The 19,102-nt window shown below is 65.3% G+C and carries 18 protein-coding genes; 7 read left to right on the plus strand and 11 right to left on the minus strand.

Annotated elements, in window-relative coordinates:
• Nucleotides 1-67 precede the first annotated feature (67 nt).
• The 4 genes from QX108_RS11285 to QX108_RS11300 all read left to right on the plus strand — a co-directional run bounded on the left by QX108_RS11285 (nt 68) and on the right by QX108_RS11300 (nt 3,697).
• Nucleotides 68-316, plus strand: coding sequence for a hypothetical protein (locus QX108_RS11285; protein WP_172133565.1), 249 nt, complete (start codon nt 68-70; stop codon nt 314-316).
• Between the two features lie 281 nt (nt 317-597).
• Complete coding sequence (locus tag QX108_RS11290) at nt 598-1,824, plus strand: lytic murein transglycosylase (protein ID WP_315782254.1); 1,227 nt, start codon at nt 598-600, stop codon at nt 1,822-1,824.
• Between the two features lie 111 nt (nt 1,825-1,935).
• The gene (locus QX108_RS11295; RefSeq protein WP_315781901.1) at nt 1,936-2,439 is read left to right on the plus strand and encodes a DUF1993 domain-containing protein; all 504 of its coding nucleotides are present in this window, start codon (nt 1,936-1,938) and stop codon (nt 2,437-2,439) included.
• Between the two features lie 160 nt (nt 2,440-2,599).
• On the plus strand, nt 2,600-3,697 hold the full coding sequence (locus QX108_RS11300; RefSeq protein ID WP_315781903.1) for an alkene reductase: 1,098 nt from the start codon (nt 2,600-2,602) through the stop codon (nt 3,695-3,697).
• A gap of 164 nt (nt 3,698-3,861) precedes the next feature.
• Here the strand turns inward: QX108_RS11300 and QX108_RS11305 are convergent, their stop codons facing one another.
• From QX108_RS11305 to QX108_RS11320, 4 genes are all read right to left on the minus strand, one after another.
• Nucleotides 3,862-4,263 carry a hypothetical protein gene (locus tag QX108_RS11305; protein WP_409998493.1) on the minus strand — a complete coding sequence of 134 codons (402 nt, stop codon included), beginning with the start codon at nt 4,261-4,263 and terminating at the stop codon, nt 3,862-3,864.
• Nucleotides 4,264-4,525: 262 nt separating this feature from the next.
• Nucleotides 4,526-4,681 (minus strand): hypothetical protein, encoded by a 156-nt coding sequence (locus QX108_RS11310; RefSeq protein ID WP_172114132.1) that lies wholly within the window; start codon nt 4,679-4,681, stop codon nt 4,526-4,528.
• A 78-nt stretch (nt 4,682-4,759) separates the two neighbouring features.
• Nucleotides 4,760-7,780, minus strand: a complete 3,021-nt coding sequence (locus tag QX108_RS11315; RefSeq protein WP_315781906.1) for an autotransporter domain-containing protein — start codon at nt 7,778-7,780, stop codon at nt 4,760-4,762.
• 376 nt (nt 7,781-8,156) lie between these two features.
• Nucleotides 8,157-10,550: a TonB-dependent receptor gene (locus QX108_RS11320; protein ID WP_315781908.1), complete on the minus strand. Its 2,394-nt coding sequence runs from the start codon at nt 10,548-10,550 to the stop codon at nt 8,157-8,159.
• Between the two features lie 308 nt (nt 10,551-10,858).
• Between QX108_RS11320 and QX108_RS11325 the strand changes: the two genes are divergently transcribed.
• Nucleotides 10,859-11,494 carry a response regulator transcription factor gene (locus QX108_RS11325; protein WP_172114130.1) on the plus strand — a complete coding sequence of 212 codons (636 nt, stop codon included), beginning with the start codon at nt 10,859-10,861 and terminating at the stop codon, nt 11,492-11,494.
• 132 nt (nt 11,495-11,626) lie between these two features.
• Here QX108_RS11325 and QX108_RS11330 read toward each other — a convergent pair whose 3' ends face one another.
• Nucleotides 11,627-11,983, minus strand: a complete 357-nt coding sequence (locus tag QX108_RS11330) for an EF-hand domain-containing protein (protein WP_172114205.1) — start codon at nt 11,981-11,983, stop codon at nt 11,627-11,629.
• A 222-nt stretch (nt 11,984-12,205) separates the two neighbouring features.
• Nucleotides 12,206-12,772: a hypothetical protein gene (locus QX108_RS11335; RefSeq protein WP_315799403.1), complete on the minus strand. Its 567-nt coding sequence runs from the start codon at nt 12,770-12,772 to the stop codon at nt 12,206-12,208.
• A gap of 208 nt (nt 12,773-12,980) precedes the next feature.
• Here QX108_RS11335 and QX108_RS11340 point away from each other — a divergent pair, with 208 nt between their 5' ends.
• On the plus strand, nt 12,981-13,877 hold the full coding sequence (locus QX108_RS11340; RefSeq protein ID WP_315781911.1) for a hypothetical protein: 897 nt from the start codon (nt 12,981-12,983) through the stop codon (nt 13,875-13,877).
• 59 nt (nt 13,878-13,936) lie between these two features.
• Complete coding sequence (locus tag QX108_RS11345) at nt 13,937-14,278, plus strand: hypothetical protein (RefSeq protein ID WP_315781913.1); 342 nt, start codon at nt 13,937-13,939, stop codon at nt 14,276-14,278.
• Nucleotides 14,279-14,298: 20 nt separating this feature from the next.
• Here QX108_RS11345 and QX108_RS11350 read toward each other — a convergent pair whose 3' ends face one another.
• From QX108_RS11350 to QX108_RS11370, 5 genes are all read right to left on the minus strand, one after another.
• Nucleotides 14,299-15,249 carry a TonB family protein gene (locus QX108_RS11350; RefSeq protein WP_315781915.1) on the minus strand — a complete coding sequence of 317 codons (951 nt, stop codon included), beginning with the start codon at nt 15,247-15,249 and terminating at the stop codon, nt 14,299-14,301.
• Nucleotides 15,246-15,671, minus strand: coding sequence for a TonB system transport protein ExbD (exbD, locus tag QX108_RS11355; RefSeq protein WP_172114127.1), 426 nt, complete (start codon nt 15,669-15,671; stop codon nt 15,246-15,248). Before exbD ends, QX108_RS11350 begins: the two co-directional genes overlap by 4 nt.
• A gap of 3 nt (nt 15,672-15,674) precedes the next feature.
• A complete protein-coding gene (exbB, locus tag QX108_RS11360) occupies nt 15,675-16,451 on the minus strand; it encodes a tonB-system energizer ExbB (RefSeq protein WP_315721398.1) in 777 nt (258 codons plus the stop codon).
• A 347-nt stretch (nt 16,452-16,798) separates the two neighbouring features.
• A complete protein-coding gene (locus QX108_RS11365; RefSeq protein WP_315726326.1) occupies nt 16,799-18,541 on the minus strand; it encodes an ABC transporter substrate-binding protein in 1,743 nt (580 codons plus the stop codon).
• 122 nt (nt 18,542-18,663) lie between these two features.
• The gene (locus QX108_RS11370) at nt 18,664-18,993 is read right to left on the minus strand and encodes a DUF2160 domain-containing protein (protein WP_315781918.1); all 330 of its coding nucleotides are present in this window, start codon (nt 18,991-18,993) and stop codon (nt 18,664-18,666) included.
• Between the last annotated feature and the right edge of the window lie 109 nt (nt 18,994-19,102).

The following is a 19,102-nucleotide window of genomic DNA, read 5'->3' on the forward strand; positions in this document are numbered from 1 at the left end:
GCCACGTTGCATCATGATCCCCGTCACAGGCTGCATCGGGCAGCCGAGATCACAGGGACCAACAATCATGAACCGTCTGATCGCTCTGCTTGCCGCCGCTGCCGCCCTCTCCGTCAGCCTGCTTGCGAGTTCGGCGACACCGTCGGCCGCGCTCGATCTCAGCTGGGTGAGCAACAAGCCGTATGTGAATTGCCTTACGAACGCGCACAAAGTGGCCATGACCTATCCGCCCGCGCAGCGCGGCTATTGGGACGACAAGCTGCGCCGGGCCTGCAACCGCGGCTATTATCCGAACCGCCCGGGCGTCCAGTATTGATGGCCGCACAATGATGCGCGCGGCGGCTGACGAGCCGACGCGAAACGACCGGCCCGCACGGCAAGCGCCTTGCGGGCCTTGACATCTTGGATGGCCTCGCGCGGCCAACGCCGGTTGCGTTCCCGCCGTTTCCCTTTTTGCCGCGGTTCGGATATCGATGGGCGCACAAGGGATTAGACAGCCATCGGTGAGACCGGATGCGAAGCTCTTCGACTGCCTTGCGCGTCACCTTCAGCGCGCTTGCAACCTCGTTCATGCTGGTTGTCAGCGCCGCCGCGCAAATGGCGCCGGAGGCCACAGCGCCGCGGCCGAAGCCCGCGCCGTCGATGCGGGCGGCAGCCTGCCATAACGGCCAGAGCTTCGACCGCTTTCTCGCCGAGCTGAAGCAGCGTGCGATCGCCGAGGGCGTGTCGCAGCGCGCGATTGCCGCCGCCTCGCCCTACCTCACCTATGATCAGGGGATCGTCAACCGCGACCGCGGCCAGCGCGTGTTCGGCCAGCTGTTCACCGAGTTCGCCGGCCGGATGGCGGCGGCCTACCGGATGCAGAACGGTCAGCAGCACATCAGGATGCACGCGGCGGCATTCGCACGCGCCGAAAAGGACTACGGCGTGCCGCCCGCGGTCATTGCAGCGTTCTGGGGCCTGGAGAGTGATTTCGGCGCCAACATGGGCAATCTGCCGGTGCTGCCCTCGCTGGTGTCGCTGGCCTATGACTGCCGCCGCAGCGAGCGTTTTCAGAACGAGACGATCGCCGCCCTCAAGGTCATCGACCGCGGCGATCTCACGCCCCCCGAGATGATCGGCTCCTGGGCCGGCGAGTTGGGTCAGACCCAGTTCCTGCCGACGCATTACGTGACCTACGCCGTCGACTATGACGGCGACGGCCGCCGCGACCTGCTGCGCAGCGCGCCCGACGTGATCGGCTCCACCGCGAACTACATCGCGACCGGGCTGAAGTGGCGCCGCGGCGAGCCGTGGCTGGAGGAAATCCGCGTCCCCCAGACATTCCCGTGGGAGCAGGCCGATCTCACCGTCAAGGCGCCGCGCAGCAAATGGGCCGGCCTAGGAGTGACCTATGCCGACGGCCGGCCGCTGCCGAGCGATGCGCTGGAAGCCTCGGTGCTGCTGCCGATGGGCCGCAACGGCCCGGCTTTCCTCGCCTACGCCAATTTCGCCGCCTACACCGAGTGGAACAATTCGCTGATCTATTCGACCACTGCCGCCTACCTCGCCACCCGCATCGCCGGCGCCGCGCCGATGCGCAAGCCGACTGCCCCGGTCGCGCAGCTGCCGTTCAACGAAATCAAGGAGCTGCAGACGCTGCTGGTGAAAGCCGGCTTCGATGTCGGCAAGGTGGACGGCGTGCTGGGCCAGCAGAGCCGCATCGCGGTCAAGACCATGCAGCAGCGGCTCGGGCTTCCGGCGGATTCCTGGCCGACGGCGGAGCTGCTGGCGCGGATGCGAGGCGGCTCGCCGCGGGCGGCGGCAGCGACATCGCCGAGGTGAATCGGACGGCGGACGCAAAACCGCAAGAAGATGCAGTTGCATTCTCTTGGACGCCGCCCCATCTCGGGAACACGCATCGTTTGCGCCGTCTCCTCCCTCAGCGAGAGCATCATGTCCTTCTACGATTCGACCGTGCCGGCCTACCTCCCGATCCTCGGCAGCCTGTCCGGCCTGCTCAGCAAGGCGGAGGCCCATTGCGAGGCCAAGAAGATTGCTCCGGAGGTGATGCTCGGCGCCCGGCTGTATCCGGACATGCTGCCGCTCTCCAGGCAGATCCAGCTCGCCTGCGACTTCGCCGCCAAGGGCTGCGCACGGCTGACGCACAGCGAGATCCCGAGCACTCCCGACACCGAGATGAGCTTTGCCGAGCTGCGCCAGCGGCTTGCCAAGACCATCGACTATCTGAAGACGTTCACGCCGGCGCAGTTCGACGGTGCTGATAGCCGCGACGTGACCTTCCCGGCTGCGGGCGGCGTCAGCATGACGCTGAAGGGCCAGGACTTCGTCAACCGGGTCTCGTTTCCGAACTTCTATTTTCACGCCGCGATCGCGCACGGCATCCTGCGCCACAACGGGGTCGAGATCGGCAAGCGGGACTTCCTGGGCGTCGCCTGACACGGCGTTCTCTGTTTGATCGCCGGTTTCGCCACGCGGACATGTCCGGCCGGCAAGGTCGCGGTTCTCGTCTGCGCCCGGCGGATACCTCGCGGCATTGCGGCGCCCGCGGCAATGCACAATTGACCACAACCCCTTCTCTCTTGCTGGAAAGATCCCGATGAGCACATCGAAACTGTTCGAACGGTACGAGCTGGGTCCGATCACCCTGGCCAATCGCGTCGTGATGGCGCCGCTGACGCGCAACCGCGCCATCGAAGGCCTTGTCGCCGGCCCACTGACGGCCACCTACTATGCCCAGCGCGCCAGCGCAGGGCTGTTGATCACCGAAGCGAGCCAGGTGTCGCAGCAGGGCCAGGGCTACCAGGACACGCCCGGAATCTATTCGAAGGAGCAGATCGCCGGCTGGCGCAAGGTGACCGACGCCGTGCACGCCAAGGGCGGCCGCATCTACGTCCAGCTCTGGCATGTCGGGCGCATCTCTCACGTCTCGCTGCAGCCGAATGGCGGCGCACCGGTTGCGCCCTCCGCCATCCCTGCCAAGACCAAGACCTTCGTCGGCGGCGCCTTCACGGACGTCTCGACACCACGCGCGCTGGAGCTGAGCGAAATTCCGGGCATCGTCGAGGCCTTCAAGCAGGCCGCACTCAACGCGATCGAAGCCGGCTTCGACGGCGTCGAGATCCATGGCGCCAACGGCTATCTCCTCGACCAGTTCGCCAAGGACGGCGCCAACAAGCGCACCGACGCCTATGGCGGATCGATCGAGAACCGGGCCCGGCTGATGCTCGAGGTTGCCAGGGCCGTCGCCGGTGCCATCGGCGCCGAGAAGACCGGCATCCGCCTGTCGCCGGTGACCCCCGCCAACGACATCTCCGATTCCAACCCGCAGGCCCTGTTCGACTACATCGTCGACCAGCTCGACGCACTCAACCTCGTCTACATCCACGTCATCGAGGGCGCCACCGGCGGGCCACGCGACAATGCGCCATTCGACTACGCGTCGTTGCGCAAGCGCTTCAAGGGCACCTATATCGCCAACAATGGCTATGACCGCGCCCTCGCCGACAAGCAGCTCGACGCCGGCTCCGCCGACCTGATCGCCTTCGGCAAGCCGTTCATCTCAAATCCCGATCTGGTCGAACGTCTCAAGACCGGCGCCCCGCTCAACGAGCTGGACCGCGCCACGCTGTATGGCGGCGGCGAGAAGGGCTACACGGACTATCCGACGCTCGGCGCGGCGCAGGCGGCGGAGTAGTCAAGCTCTTGCGGGATGGATAAAGCGCCGCCATCAGGCGGCGCGTGTCTCCTCCTGCATCCACACTGGCAGTGGTGGGCCCGGCGCAAGGCGAGACCGCGTCTGACGCGATATCTCGCCCGCGCCTTTGCCCACCCTACCGTGCTCGCGACCTGTCGTTCCAACTACGTCATGCTTCCCGGCAGGAAGCAGCGCACATCGATGCGCAGGCCGGTATTGAGCTCGCGATAATATACCGGCCACACCATGGTCCGCCCGGCACGATTGGGCTCGGTCACCACGGCTTCGTCCGGAACGATCCACCACTGACCTTCGATGCGAACGCGGTAGCGTCCGTCCTTCATGTCCCAGTCCATGTCCGACAGCGCCGTGCCGTCGGCATCCGAGCAGCACGGCCCCTTCGCCGAGCGCAATTTCTCGAACCAGCTCTTGAGCGGCGAGTTGGCATAGCGTCCATCGACATCGCGCGCCATCGCGGCGGGGAGCAGCCACGAACACGACGCGAGGCCGATCGCGAGCGCCGCTGCGGAAACAACAGCTAGGGACCTCGATGACTGGCCGCTCATATCCATCACCTCATTGTTCGATGCGAGAGATGGGCAATAGCTCGTCGATCTTCGTGGCATAAGTTCGCAGTCATCAACGACGATCCATGGCGATCGCGTCGATCTCCCAATTTTCTGGATGCAGGGCAGATTCATTCACCGGGAAGCCGGGACGTATTCCTGCATCTCCATGCTCATGCGTCCGTGCTCGATCGATGGCGTTCGATGGGACTCGCACATCGGGAACGTTTTGCGCATGAGAACGCATATGCGTAGGAGACCGTCATCTGCGCACGCCACCTTCCGCCGTCGTCGCCGGCTTGACCGCGGCGATCCAGCGCGCCGAGGCAGTCGTGATCACATCGATGGCCGTGGCGTACTGCGCCAAAGCACCGGGTTGCGAGCGCAGGCAGCAGAGCGGACTGAGCAGCACGGTCACCGGTGGCGACACGCGCGCAAAAGGCCGGGATCGCTCCCGGCCCTCGTGCCTATCTACACACGGCGCAAACGCCGCTGATCAAAACTCCGCGCGCACCTTCAGCACGGCGGACTGTTCGAGATACTGGCTGCCCATGACGGCATTGTAGCCGAGCGAGATGGACTGGCGTTCTCCGAAGGCCACCAGCTTCAGCGCGGCGCCGAGCTCGGCGAGGTTGCGTTCGGGCGACGGACCGGCGGCGACGAAGCTCGCACCGCCACCGGCGAAGCTCGCCGTCACGTTCTGGGCGGTGTTGCCGAACTCGTGCCGCCAGGCGGCCAGCGTCTCCAGTCCGAAGCCGTAGGTGGATGTGACCAGCAGTGGCACGGTCGAGCGGACGCCGAGATTGGAGCGCACCGAATTGGTGGTCTGCTTGGCGACCGTCAGCGCAGCGCCGGCGGCGCTGGTCTCCGTATAGGCCTGCTGATCGAGACGGGCGTAGGTCACGCCTGCGAACGGCGTCAGCACGGCCTCGCCGAGCTTGACCGGAACGCCGAACTCGCCGCGCACCAGGCTCAGCCAGCCCTTGTGGCTGCCCGACGCGGCGTCGGTGAAGCCCGCGAAATTGATGCGGCGCGTGGTCGTGTAGTCGATCAGAGCGAGGCCGGCAGAGCCGTTGACGTACCAGGACGGCTGGACATAGGCGCCGTAGACCGTGCCCTGATAGTGCTGCATCCCCACCGCATCGCCCGCAGCGGTGCGATCGTCCATGCTGCTGGTGGCGTAGCCGAACGCGGCGCCGACGCGGAACGCACTGTCGATCCGCTGATCGATGCCCGCGACGAGACCGCCGGTGTTGCCCGAATAGCCGGCGACTCCGGCCACGTCGTGCTGCGACACGTTGGTGCCGATCAGGCTTCCCCATACGCTGCGCTCGGGCTCTGGGGCGATGGCCGGGGCCTTCAGAGCCGGACGAGCCTTGGTGGCGCCATACGCCATCAGCATCGACGTCAATGGATCGGTCTCGGACGCGAAGGCCGAGGCGACGCGCGAATTGGCGGACGGCCCCGCGGCTGCGGCCGTGAGGCGATTGTCGATCTGCCCCTGGAACAGCGCTGCGGTGCTGAGCGGCACCTGGACCTGCGCGCCGTTCACGAACGGACGGAGTTGATCGCCGGCGTTGCGCACCTCGCGGTCAGAGCCGAGGCTCTGGACGGCGCCGCCCAGCGCCTGCACCTGCGCATTGCTGCCGGCATAGCCGAACAGGCCATTCAGCGCAGCGAGGCTGCTCGGCGAGATGCCGGCAATGGTCGACGGCGACCGCACCGTTGCGTTCAGCAGCAGAGCGCCCGTGGCCGTATCGGCGGTGAATCCCACGAGCGCGCTGGAGAAGTCGACGTCGAGCGGCGTCGCCGACACCGAGGTCGCCACCCGGTACACATCGCCATTGCGCACGATACCCTGTAGCGTCGGGGCAACCGTGCCCGCGCCGGCAAAGGTCAACGTACCCGTGATACTGCCGAGCTTCGCCGAGGGCGAGACGGCGGTGCCGCCGGGTCCGAAGATCGTCGTCCTCAGCACCGCACCGTCGACCAGTTGGACTCCGGCCGCACCATTGACCGTGACCTGCGACTTCATCAGATCGAGCATGCCGAAATTGACGACGCTGGCGAGACTTGTCACGCCGTCGAGCGTCAGCGCGTTCGTGCCAAGTCCATTCTGGGCGATGACGTTGCCGCTGAAGCCCGTGCCCTTGAGCAGGATGGTGTTGGTGGCGTCATCCTGATCGTTGATCACGATGTCGCCGCCGAGCTTGCCCGTGTTGACCAGGTTGAAGACGCGCTCGCCGAAGAAGGTGGCGGCGACATTGGTGGTGGCGGCGCACAGCGGATCGGTGGTGTTGGTGCCCGCGGTCGGACAGGCGTTGCCGTTGGCGTCGGTCCCGGCGCCGGAACTGGCGAAGGTTCCGGCGACCGTACCCGCCGTCCCCTTGGCGAATGATCCGCGCGAGGCGCTCTGATCGACCGAGATCGACCCCGAGATCGTGCCGCTGTTGGTCACCTCGTGCTCGCCCGAGCCGAGATAGATGTTGCCCTGGATCAGGCCGGCATTGGCGATGACGCTGTCACGCGGGCCCGAGTTCGAGCCGCTGCCCGTCAGCGGGAAGGTCGAGCCTGCGGCAAGACCTGCGGCCGTGGTCAGCGGGTTGGTGTCCAGCGCGAGAATATCGCCCTTGATGACGCCGCTGGCGTTGTTGGTCAGGGTCAGCGCCTTGGTTTCGGCGACGGTGACGTTTCCGTTCGAGTCGAACTTGTAGAGCGGCGAGTCAGGGTTGCTGCCGGGAATGGTCTCGAACTCGGCGCCGGCGAAGGCTGCGATCGCCCAATGGCCATCATAGAACCGGCTCGCCGCGGTCCAGCCGGTGTTGGCGATCGTGCCCGAGTTGGCAATCGTCGTGTCGGCACGGCCGTAATAGCCCGCCGCGAAATTGCCGGTTGCCGAGATCGTGCCACCGGCCCGGTTGTTGACCACGAAGCTGTTGGTGTTGTCGTCCGAAAACAGCGCCGAGATGATCGGCAGGTTCGTGCTATTGTAGCGTCCCGTCGCGGTCGTGCCGATCGAGACGTTCAGGTTCGCCGCGTTGAACGTGCCGAACGAATTCTGAGTGACGGCGAGCGTCCCCGTGTTGTTGACCGTGAATCTGTTGACCTGGCTGTCGGCGACGATGACGTGCAGCCGTCCAGCGCTGAGCTGGGTGACGGTGAGCCCGAGCCAACCCGCATTGTTGATGACGACGTTGTTGACCGCCGGATCTTCATCATTCGAGAAATTGGCTACGATCATGCCGCGGTTGGCAAGACCGGTCTGATTGCTGGTGGTGAGATTGCGAATCGCCGTCGCATCCAGGGTGATGGTGGTCGTCGGCGGATTCGGATTGTAACCAGTGGCGGGAAAGGCCGGGTTGGCCGGCGTGTAGGCATTGCTGCCGTTCGTCGGCGCCGTTGCAGCGGCCGCGTCATACACCGTGACCGCGGAGGTGATGGCCCCGCTGCAGGTCACCGTCAGGCCGGGCGTCGTACACTCGGCCCTTGCTTCGCCCGCGACCATCCATGTCGACAACAAAACGAAACTCGCGGCAGCCGCTTCGCTGCGCTTCCTGCTCTTTGATTTCACCTGACGCCCCAACTTTACGCATTACATGCACTTTCTTGTTGGTTCCAAATTGTATCGAAATATTGACGTGAGTCAGCGCGGCGAAAGTTTCTCGAAATGCCAGGGACATTTTCCAACCGACTTATTAGTAATCACTTCGACAAACAACTAACGACGACAAATCATCTTGCGACCGGCCGATTTCGCGTCAGAGATGCAGTCCACCGAAGGCATGCGCAAAAACAAAGAGGGCCGGGATTTCTCCCGACCCTCTTGCCACGGCGGGGGGCTTCCGTGGCACGGCGCGATGCGCCTATGGTCATTGGCGGTTCGTTCCGAACGCTCAGAACTTCGCCCGGATGCCCGCATAGGCAGCCAGCGGCATGCCCGGCACCATGCTGCGCGGATCGTTGAACGCGAATGCGTTGCCGCCACCGGCCGTGTTGAAGCCGGCGACATCGAACACGGCACCCGCCGAATAGTAGCGCTGATTGAACAGGTTCTGCACCAGCCCGAACACCTCGACGTTCTTCGTCACCTGATAGGACGTATTGAGATTCACGACCCAATAGGACGGAACCTTCGGATAGACGTTGGTCTCGTCGCGCAGCAGATACTGACTGCCGACATAGTTGAGGCTCGCACCGACCTTCCAGGCATCGGTCACCGCATATTCGGCGCCGAGCTTCAGGCGATGCGCCGGAATGCCGGGGATGTGATTGCCGGAGACCACGCCCACGGGCACGCCCAGGAACGGGTCGTTGACGTCGAAGGCGCTGCGGAAGGTGGCGTCGATGAAGGTGTAGTTGGCGTAGGCGGTCCACCGGTTCCAGGCGAGATCGACCTTGGCCTCGACGCCCTGCCGCAGGGTGGTGCCGGCGTTCTTGAAATAGCCACGCACGGGATTGGCGGGGTCGACGACGTTGATGATGTCGTCCGAATTCTCGGTGCGGAACACGCTGAGGCCCCAGCGCAGTCGCCAGCCGTCATCGACGGAGACCGCCTTGATCGGCGCCTTGCGATAGGCCGGCAGATCGGCCGCCATCGCCGAACGGCCGCCGGAGATCTCGCCGCGCAGGCCGCCTTCGATGGTGCGCGACACCACCTGCTTGAGCGGCGGATCGGCGATCAGGAAGTTGTCGATCAAGCAGGGATTGGCGGGATCGGAGCAGCCGAGCTCGAGCGGCGTCGGCGCGCGGTTGGCCTCCGAGTAGCCGGCATAGGCGGTCATGTTCGGCGTGATCTTGTAGGTCAGGCCGACCACCGGATTGAAGCGCTGGAAATTGTTGTTGGTGTTCAGGAGCGGCGCAAAGCCGGTCTGGTCGCGCAGGTTGATCTGCGCCCAGTTGAAGCGGCCGCCCGCCGTCAGCGCCAGTTGCGAGGTGATGTCGAAGGTGTTGGTGGCGTAGATGCCGAGATAGGTGTTCTTGGCATTCAGGTTGACCGGCGCGAGGCCGGCATTCGGCTGATCGACGTAGACGCCGAGGCCGGTGACGAACAGATTGTTGTCGACGGTGCCGAGCTCGGAGGTCGCCTGGAAGTTGGTATTGCCGTGATCGACGCTGGCGCCGACCACGAAATGATTGTCGTGACCGAACAGCTGCGTCGTCGAGGTCGCCTGCAGCGAGCCGCCATAGCTGGCAGTCTTGACGGTATTGCGGTCGATCTGGCCGAGCGCCGCATCGGCGGCCAGCGTGTTGGCAGTCGGGCCGTTGCGGTTCATCTGGAACTCAGTGCCGGCGGCATCGCTGAGACAGAATTCTCCGGGGAACGCGCCCGCGGGGTCGCAGGCCGCAACCTCGGTGCCATTGCCGTCGACGCGCGCGGATTTGTAGTTGCGGTAGTACCCGTTGGCCTGGATCGACAGCGTATCCGTCGGCGTCCACTTGGCGCTGGCCTGGATCATCTGCATCTGCAGATGTAGCGACTGCGGCCAGGTGTAGACGCTGGACCAGCGCCGGTTCAGCATCTCGATCGGGGTGGCCGCCACCGAGCCGAGCTTGTTGTCGGCGCCGGTGAAGGAGAGATGGAATTCGGTCGTGTCGCCACGCGCGCCGAAATCGGCATACATGCGCCGGATCTGCGAGGCCGACGAGTAGTCGCGCCAGCCGCGGTCATAGGCACCTTCGGCGGCGATATAGGCCGAATAGGTGCCGTTGTTCCAGCCGTATTGCGCGCCCGACTGGATGCGGCCGAACGAGCCTCCGAACAGCTGGGTCTCGGCGCCCTGGTAGTTGAAGCCGTTCTTCATCTCGATGGACATCGCGCCGCCGGTGGCGTTGAGGCCGAACAGCGGATTGTTCGGCATCAGGGTCATGCGCGCGATCGCCATCTCCGGGATCAGGTCCCAGTTCACGATGTCGCCGAAGGCCTCGTTGATGCGGGTGCCGTTCTGGTAGACGGCGATGCCCTGCGGCGTGCCGAGCACGGGCGAGGCGGTCTGGCCGCGATAGTCGAGGTCACGCTGGAACGGGTTGCCGGTCTGGTCGCTCAGCGAGACGCCGGGCACCGATTGCAGGATGCCGTCGAGCAGCGACGGCGTCCGGGTGCGATCGAGATCCCTCGCGGTGATCGTCTGCACGTTGGAAGGGATCTTGTCCTTCGCCATTTCGCTGCCCTGGACGGGCGAGACGCCGACCACCTCGATGGTCTCCAATGTCTGCTGCGCGAAGGCAGCCGTAGGCAGCAACGCGCACGTCGCGAGAAGAGCGCTCTTCAGCGCCGAGAGTCTGGTCAAGACGTCCCCCAGTTTCTTGTCGACCGATCCCGGCAACAGCTCACGCCCCTGAGCCTCACACGTGCCGAAACCAGTCAATTCCAACAGAATATGAACGGTAACATTCGTAAACAGCGGCCAATACTGCCGCAATGGGGATTATTCTTCCCGCTTTAGGGACATTTTTCCCGGATCCGGAAACTCGCAACGATTTCGCCAAGCTTACTCCTCGGCTCGGCCGCATTGTCGCACTCGGTTCTGGTTTGCAAGGGAACTCGCATTATAAGGGACGTCGGCGCAGCCGGCGCTAGGGGCGAGACCTTCATCGGATGTACCGCGTTCTGCTCGTCGATGACCACCCGGTCGTGATCACGGCCTGCCGCTGGCTGCTGAACGAGGCCGGGATCGGCGCGCTGACCGCGGCGCATGACGCCGAGAGCGCGTACGCGGCCTATCTCCGCGATCCGCCGGACGTCGCCATCGTCGATTTGCGCCTGCGGGGCGATGACCTCGGCGGCATCGGCCTGATCGAGCGAATGCGATCCCACGACCCGCGCCCCCGGATCCTGGTCTTCAGCATGTTGGGCGATCCGCGCATCGTCCGCTCCGCCATCGAGGCCGGCGCCAGCGGCTATTTGCTGAAGGATGCACCGCCGCAGGAGCTGCCGAAAGCGCTGGAGCAGGTGCGGGCCGGCGGCACCTATCTCGATCCGCAACTGGCCATGCGCATCGCGCTGCTGCGCAAGGAGGCCGATGGAACGGAGGCGACGTCACTGACGCCGCGCGAGCGTCAGGCGCTCGCGCTGCTGGCTGAGGCGAAATCCTACCAGGCGATCGCCGATCATCTCGGGATCAGCTACAAGACGGTCATCAACCTGACCTACCGGTTGCGGCAGAAGCTCGGCGCGCGCAGCCTGCCCGACCTGGTTCGTCTGGCCGTGGAGATGTCCCGACCGGGCCTGTGAGCGCTTGCCCAGCGTTGGTGGCCGGATCCGCTCAGCCTGTGATGCGGATGCGCTCAAAGTCGGAGGGCCCGCAACGATCGCGTCGTCGCGGGCCCTCGGCATCGATAGCAACAGGTCACGCAGAACGCGCGCTCACTTCAGCAGCTTGGCCACCGACTTCAGTTCCTTCGAATCGAGCGTGCCGTCATTGTCCGGGTCGGCTGCCTTGAAGCGGCCGGCCACCAGCGCGAGATACTCGTCCTTGGTCAGCGTGCCGTCATTGTCCGGATCAGCGGCCTTCAGGTCCTTGGCCGAGACGCGGCCGCGCAACTCCTTGGCATCGAGCGTGCCGTCATGGTCGCGATCGAGCTTGTCGAACAGCGCACCGGCGGCCGCGCGGATCTCGTTCATGTCGGCGGTGCCGTCCTTGTCGGGATCGATCGAGGTCAGCAGCTTGGAGGGAGCGGGCGCACTGACCGCCACCGTCGCCGTGCCGACGATCGCGGCCATGCCAACCGCGGCCGCCGTCGTCATCAGTTTCCAATTCATCGAATTGATCCTTTGTCTCCGCCGTCCGATCGGGGCGGCGATGAAGGGGTGCAGTAACAACGTATGCGAGCGTCGCTGGTTCTGCCGCGACACGACATGCACACTACGGAACTATGCGAGGTTCCGCCCTTTCGCAAGTGCAAGAAGCCGACGCGCGGGAAAATTGCGCCCGACGTGTCGGGACTAGAACCTGGGACCGTGCAGGAAGTATCTCCCGGGGCGATCGCGGCGAGGCCTCCTGTCCGAGCTGTCGGCGTTGTCTCGCGCCTCGGCCCGGGCGTTGGCGGTCATGCCACGTTCGTGCCTGCTCGTTCGGGAACGGTGCGGCGTGGCGTGGGCAGAGGCGTCCCTTTGAGTCATGGCTTCTGCGCCACCGGTCCGAGACCGCGCGGTCTGATGGCGGCCGCAGCCCGGCGCGGTGGACTCGGCACATGTTTTCCTGGCCGCGTCCTTCCTGGCCTGCAGCTGGCTCCACCAGGCTTCGAGGTCTTCGCGCAGCAGCTTCTCCCGCGCAAGACCGGGTTCGGACAGGCTCATCAAGGCGAACAGCGTCACGGTGATCACCACAGCAAGCCGCCGGACGGACCGCGTGGACGTGCGGCGACGTTGATCGTTGGCGTGAGTCACGGGCGTATCCGATCTCTGGCTGATCCGATCATCAGCAACGCGTGTTGCGATGCATGTCTTCCATCGCTCTATGACCTGAATGTGTTTGCAACGCGCCACATTCATCACCGAGCTGAGATTCACTCGCGACTCCAGCGCCATATTCGATCGGTCAAAAACTCCCGATCGACTTGCCAAAACATCCCTATTGCCGCTGACGCCTGCACCTGGACGACAAAATGCGGCGATACGCAACTGATCGTTTCCCGATTGTGTCACCTTTCAGCCGGGACCGCCGCATGTTTTCGCCGTGCCGACTCGTTAGTTCGTCAGCGAGGGGAGTGCGGGGACAATGGTGTCGACGGATCAGACAAGGGTAGGCCGGGCGAGACGATGGGTCTGCCGCGCCATCACCTGTGCTGTCCTGCTGTCACCCGTCGCCGCCGCGGCCGAGGAGATTCAGGGCAACGATCCTGCCTCGCCCGGACATTTTCAGGTCGAGCAACGCTTCGGCTATCTCACGACGTTCAATCCGCAGCAGAACGGCGGACGGCGCGTGCCGCAGCGCGCGCTCACCGGTGAGACCGAGATCGGGTACTCGCCGACCGAATGGTACGAGATCGCGCTGACCTCGCCCTATGCGTTCGCGCGCGCCAACGTGCCGATGGCGCTGGGCAACGTCATGGACAACGGCGTGCCCGGCTACTCATTCCAGTCCGGCGGCGTCACGATTCGCCAGACCTTCATCCAGGGCGACCGGCTTGAGCGCACGGTGTTCGTCGGCCTCGTCTCGCGCACCATCCTGGCGCCGCAGGGCGGGCTCACGCCGGATCTGTGGGTTGCCAACAAGGCCGGCGCCGGCCAGCCCGGTGCGCCGCGCTTCGTGCAGGAGGCGACGCCGCGCGTGGCGCAGATGATCACGCCGATCGTCGGCGTCAACCTGCCCAACGACTATCAGCTGATCTTCAACGCCAACATGACCTTCGGCGTCGTCGGTGCCGGCTCGGCCTTCGAGCCCTCGATCCGTTTCGTCAAGCGCCTGAACGACCGCTGGACCGTCGGCATCGAGCATTTCGCCAACCTCGGCCCGCTCGGCCACGTCCTGCCGTGGCATCAGCAGATGCAGACGCTCTACGCCGTTGCCGACACCAGATTCAAAGGCTTCGAGTTCAGCTTCGGCGTCGGCTACGGCCTGACCAACAACTCGCGCGGCCTCGCGGTCAAGACCAGCATCGGCAAGGATTTCTGACCTCGGCCCCGCTGTCGGCCCCTCATCTCATCCTCAATCATAAGAAAAGGACACTCCTCATGCGTCGCCTCGTCACCGCCTACGCCATGCTCGCACTGGCAGGCTCTGCCGCTTACGCCGAAGACGGTCCGCGCTTTCTCAACCGCACCGGCCAGACCATCGTGAAGATGTATCTGGCGGCCGCCGGCACCAAGAACTGGGGCGCCGATCAGTGCAAGAACGACGACGAAGGCATGGTCGACCACAACGAGCGCATGACCTTGGTTGGCGTGAAATCGGGCCGCTATGACATCAAGCTGTCCGAACAAGGCGGCCGTACCTGCGTCGCCAAGAACATCGAGCTCAAGGAAGGCGCGCAGTTCATCGTGCGCGATACCGATCTCACCGAATGCTCGAAGTAGACTGAACGCGATGAGGCCGCTCAGCGCGGCCTCATGTTGAGCGGCACCGTCCGCGACTCCTGCGCCTGCCTCATGACGGGAGGAAAGCGCGGAAACGGCGCGGCGCGATCGATGATGGACAGCGCCGCGCGATCCAGCGCCGGAGAGCCCGAACTGCGGCTGAGCCGGCGCGACAGCAGCCGGCCGTTGCGATCGATGACGACGCTGACCATCGCCGTGCCGCTGGCGCCGTTGCCGTCGGATGGATAGGCAACATGACGGCGGATATGCGCCACCACTTCCGCGTTCCAGGACGCCTGTCCCTCACGCGAGCCGACGCTGTCCTCGCCGGGATTTGGCGCAGACGCCACGCGTGACGGCCGGCTCGGCGCTGCGGCAGCCGGCTTCGGCGGCGCGGGCTTCTTCTCGGCCTTCTCCCTCGCCTCCTTCTTCTCGACCGGCTTGCGCTCGACGCGCTCGGGCGGCGGAGCAGGTTTCGTCTCAGGCGGCTTCGCCTCGATCGGCTTGGGCGGCGGCGGGGGCGGCAGCACGACGTCGTCCGCGCGCGGCGGCTCGGGCGCAAGCGCGACCTGCGGCATCGGCTCTGGCGAGGCAATCACCTCCGGCACCGGCTCCGGCTGGGCCGCCACCTGCGGCTCCGGGTCAGGTTGAGGTTGCGGCACCGGCTCGGCGACGGCCTCGCGGGCAACCGGCTCTTGCTTGAGCGGCTCGTCCTGCGGCGGCTCCACCGGAGGGGTCGGCTCCGCCGCCGGTGCTTCTTGCGCCGGGGCCGCCGGCTCGCTCACGACTGCCGGGGTGAACACCACATCGAACGCCGGCGCCTCGGCACGTCCCAGCGGCGCGGCACGCAGCAACAAATAGCCCGCGGCGAGCCCGACATGCAGCCCAGCCACCACCAGTGCAGCGACGGTCCACAGCGTCCGCTCGCGGCGCTCCTCATGGTCGAACGGATCGAGCGTCAGGACGCTCACTGCGCGCCCCGGTCTTCCAAGGCGACCAGCGCCACCTTCGTGTAGCCGGCGCGGCGCAGCGTGTTCATCAGCGCCATCACCTCGCCATAGGGCAGCGTCTGGTCGGCACGCAGCAGCACGCGCTGGCCATGATCGGACTTGGTCGCCGCGTCGAGGGAGGCCGCGATGTCGGCCTGCGCGACGCCCTGATCGCCGACCGCGAGCGAGCGGTCAGCCTTGAAGGTCACGAAGACGGGCGTCTCCGCGCGCGGCTGCGGCTCGGCCGAAATCGCCGGCAGATTGACGGGGATGTCGACGGTGGCGAGCGGCGCGGCCACCATGAAGATGATCAGCAGCACCAGCATGACGTCGATGAACGGCGTCACGTTGATGTCGTGCGTCTCCTCGAACTCGTCGGTGCGCCGGGCAAGCTTGACGGCCATGGCTCACTCCGCGGGATTAGCGATCGACAGCATCGGCGCGTCCACGGCGCGGATGGCGCTGCGCCGCGCTTCGGCTGGCCCGGAATGCTGCCGATCGAGATCGCGGCTGAGCAGGCGCATCACCGCCACGGAGGCATCGGCGATCACAGCGCGATAGCCGCCGGTCGCACGCGCGAACAGGTTGTAGATGACGACGGCAGGAATCGCCGCGGCGAGGCCGAAGGCGGTGGCGAGCAGCGCCTCCGCAATACCCGGCGCGACCACCGCGAGGTTGGTCGTGTGAGCATGCGAGATGCCGATGAAGCTGTTCATGATGCCCCAGACGGTGCCGAACAGGCCGACGAACGGTCCGACGGCACCGACGGTCGCGAGAATGCCGATGCCGCGCCCGATCCGCGCGACCGCTGCCGCCTCGATCCGCTCGAACTGCCAGGAGACGCGCTCCTTGATGCCGTCGGCGGGCAGTCCACGCGACTTGTCGATCTCGTCGTCGGCCACGGCCAGCAGCCGGCCGACGACACCATCCGCGGCGGAAATCCGACCCGACGCATCCGACAAGGCGCGCGCCGCCATCGCGATGCCGAGCGCATTGCGGGCCGCGCGCAACGCCGAGCGAAGCTGAATGGTCTTCACCACCAGCACGGTCCAGGTCGCCACCGACGCCAGCGCAAGCCCGATCATGACGGCCTTCACGACGACGTCGGCCTGCATGAACATGGTCCAGGGCGACAACGCTTCCGGCAGCGTGCTCGCGATATTGGCGATGTGCGCCTGATCCATGGCCGTACTCCCTCGATGGCCCCGTGCTTCCTGATCGCGATGCCGGCGCCTGATCGCATGACGCAACGCCGGATCGTGTCGAGGCCTTGTTGTTTCGCGTCGTTGGGGCAAAGTCGCGGCGAAATGGCAACGATGCCGGCGAAGAAAGAGTGCCGCCTGTCGTCATCGCCTTCAAGGCACTTGGCACGTGGAATATGTCCCAGGCGATCCGGGAATAATTCCCGGACGAGACGGGCACGCGGCTCAAATCGCCGTCAATAGACCGGCAATAGAAAAGGCCGGGATTGCTCCCGGCCTCAGGTGACTGGATCGCCCGGTCAAGCCGGGCGATCGCTGTTGTCAGGCGCTTACTTGGCCTCGGCGCGCTTCGGCGGGGTCGCCGGCCACGACTTGATCAGCGTGTCGTAGTCGACGGTCTCGCCCTTCGGCTTCTCGTTCGCGAGCTTGCGCTGCGGAGCGATGTTGCCGTCCTTGGCCGACTTGTTGAACCAGAACTCGGCCGATTCCTTCTTGTTCAGCTTCGGACCGCACTCACCCTGCACCTTGGACTTCTCGAGACGCTCGAGGACGGAGTCCTGAGCGGCCGCGAGCGCGTCCATCGCCTGCTGCGGGGTCTTCGCACCGGACGACGCATCGCCGATGTTCTGCCACCACAGCTGCGCCAGCTTCGGATAGTCGGGCACGTTGTTCCCGGTCGGGGTCCACTGCACGCGCGCGGGCGAGCGGTAGAACTCGATCAGGCCGCCGAGCTTCGGCGCACGCTCGGTGAACGACTTGTCCCAGATGTCGGATTCACGGATGAAGGTGAGGCCGACATGGCTCTTCTTGAGAGACACCGTCTTCGAGACGATGAACTGCAGGTACAGCCAGGCGGCCTTGCGGCGATCCGGCGGGGTCGACTTCAGGAGCGTCGCAGAGCCGGCGTCCTGGTAGCCGAGCTTCATGCCTTCCTTCCAGTAGGAGCCGTGCGGCGACGGAGCCATGCGCCACTTCGGCGTGCCGTCCGCATTCACGACCGGCAGGCCGGGCTTCACCATGTCGGCGGTGAAGGCGGTGTACCAGAAGATCTGCTGGGCGACGTTGCCCTGCGCCGGCACCGGGCCGGCCTCGGAGAAGGTCATGCCCTGCGCCTGCGGCGGCGCATACTTCTTCATCCAGTCGAGGTACTTCGCGATCGAGTAGACCGCGGCCGGACCGTTGGTGTCGCCGCCGCGCTCGACCGAGGAGCCGACCGGACGGCAGCCTTCCATGCGGATGCCCCATTCGTCGACCGGCAGGCCGTTCGGGATGCCCTTGTCGCCGTTGCCGGCCATCGACAGCCAGGCGTCGGTGAAGCGCCAGCCGAGCGAGGGATCCTTCTTGCCGTAGTCCATGTGGCCATAGACCTTGACGCCGTTGATCTCCTTGACGTCGTTGGTGAAGAACTCGGCGATGTCCTCATAGGCCGACCAGTTCACGGGCACGCCGAGATCGTAGCCATACTTGGCCTTGAACTTGGCCTTGTAGTCCGGGTTGGTGAACCAGTCGTAGCGGAACCAATACAGGTTCGCGAACTGCTGGACCGGCAACTGATAGAGCTTGCCGTCGGGGCCGGTCGTGAACGACTTGCCGATGAAGTCGTTGACGTCCAGACCGGGATTGGTGACGTCCTTGCCTTCGCCCTTCATGTAGTCCGACAGCGCGACGGTCTGGCCGTAGCGGAAGTGGGTGCCGATCAGGTCGGAATCGTTGATCCAGCCGTCATAGACGTTCTTGCCGGACTGCATCTGGGTCTGCAGCTTCTCGACCACGTCGCCTTCCTGGATCAGGTCGTGCTTCAGCTTGATGCCGGTGATCTCGCTGAACGCCTTGGCCAGGGTCTTGGCCTCGTACTCGTGCGTCGTGATGGTCTCGGAGACGACGTTGATCTCCATGCCCTTGAAGGGCTCGGCCGCCTTGGCGAACCACTCGAGCTCCTTCTTCTGCTCTTCCTTCGACAGGGTCGACGGCTGGAACTCGCTGTCGATCCACTTCTGGATGGTGGCGTCGTCGGCTCGCGCCGGAATGGACAACGTCATGGTCGCGGCGAACAGCGCAACGGCGCTGGTCATCGCAAGATAACTGGCCTTGCTCAGGTGATGCTTCCGTTTCAAGTGTCGCATGGTTTCCTCCTTGCAGCGACAGACGTATTCCAGGTCCGGGTTGGCCCCGGATCTGCCCTTCTTCGCTCGCGTCAGACGGTGCGAAAGATCGCAACGGCAGACGCAAGCGAAATTGCGGTCGCGAGCCACAGGCTCGAGACCTCAAGACCTTCCTCGCCGATCGGCAAGGTCGCAATCGTATCTGTCCCGACCAGCCCGATCCATGCCAGATGGATAACGGCGGCAGATATCAGCGAGATGAACAGCCGGTCGCCGCGCGTGGTCGGAATGCGCAGCACGCCGACGCGTTCGGCTTCCGGATAGCGCGCGGCGAGCAGCGTCATGATGACGAGCGTGCAGGCCAGCGCGACGAAGAAGATCGCGGTCGGCGCCGTCCAGGCCATCCATGCGATGCTGTCCATGGCTAGTAGCTCCAGGCGATGATGAGCCCCCTCCCCCGCTTGCGGGGGAAGGTCGGGGTAAGGGCGCCACGAGTCGGACTGCCCGAGAGGATGGAGGCTCCCACCCGCA

The organism is Bradyrhizobium sp. SZCCHNR1002, from assembly GCF_032381435.1.
GTDB lineage: Bacteria > Pseudomonadota > Alphaproteobacteria > Rhizobiales > Xanthobacteraceae > Bradyrhizobium > Bradyrhizobium aeschynomenes.

Coding starts and splice junctions, on each gene's coding strand:
- QX108_RS11285 (WP_172133565.1), top strand. CDS start 68: ATGAACCGTCTGATCGCTCTGCTTGCCGCCGCTGCCGCCCTCTCCGTC.
- QX108_RS11290 (WP_315782254.1), top strand. CDS start 598: ATGGCGCCGGAGGCCACAGCGCCGCGGCCGAAGCCCGCGCCGTCGATG.
- QX108_RS11295 (WP_315781901.1), top strand. CDS start 1,936: ATGTCCTTCTACGATTCGACCGTGCCGGCCTACCTCCCGATCCTCGGC.
- QX108_RS11300 (WP_315781903.1), top strand. CDS start 2,600: ATGAGCACATCGAAACTGTTCGAACGGTACGAGCTGGGTCCGATCACC.
- QX108_RS11305 (WP_409998493.1), bottom strand. CDS start 4,263: ATGAGCGGCCAGTCATCGAGGTCCCTAGCTGTTGTTTCCGCAGCGGCG.
- QX108_RS11325 (WP_172114130.1), top strand. CDS start 10,859: ATGTACCGCGTTCTGCTCGTCGATGACCACCCGGTCGTGATCACGGCC.
- QX108_RS11330 (WP_172114205.1), bottom strand. CDS start 11,983: ATGGCCGCGATCGTCGGCACGGCGACGGTGGCGGTCAGTGCGCCCGCT.
- QX108_RS11340 (WP_315781911.1), top strand. CDS start 12,981: ATGGTGTCGACGGATCAGACAAGGGTAGGCCGGGCGAGACGATGGGTC.
- QX108_RS11345 (WP_315781913.1), top strand. CDS start 13,937: ATGCGTCGCCTCGTCACCGCCTACGCCATGCTCGCACTGGCAGGCTCT.
- exbD (WP_172114127.1), bottom strand. CDS start 15,671: ATGGCCGTCAAGCTTGCCCGGCGCACCGACGAGTTCGAGGAGACGCAC.
- exbB (WP_315721398.1), bottom strand. CDS start 16,451: ATGGATCAGGCGCACATCGCCAATATCGCGAGCACGCTGCCGGAAGCG.
- QX108_RS11365 (WP_315726326.1), bottom strand. CDS start 18,541: ATGACCAGCGCCGTTGCGCTGTTCGCCGCGACCATGACGTTGTCCATT.
- QX108_RS11370 (WP_315781918.1), bottom strand. CDS start 18,993: ATGGACAGCATCGCATGGATGGCCTGGACGGCGCCGACCGCGATCTTC.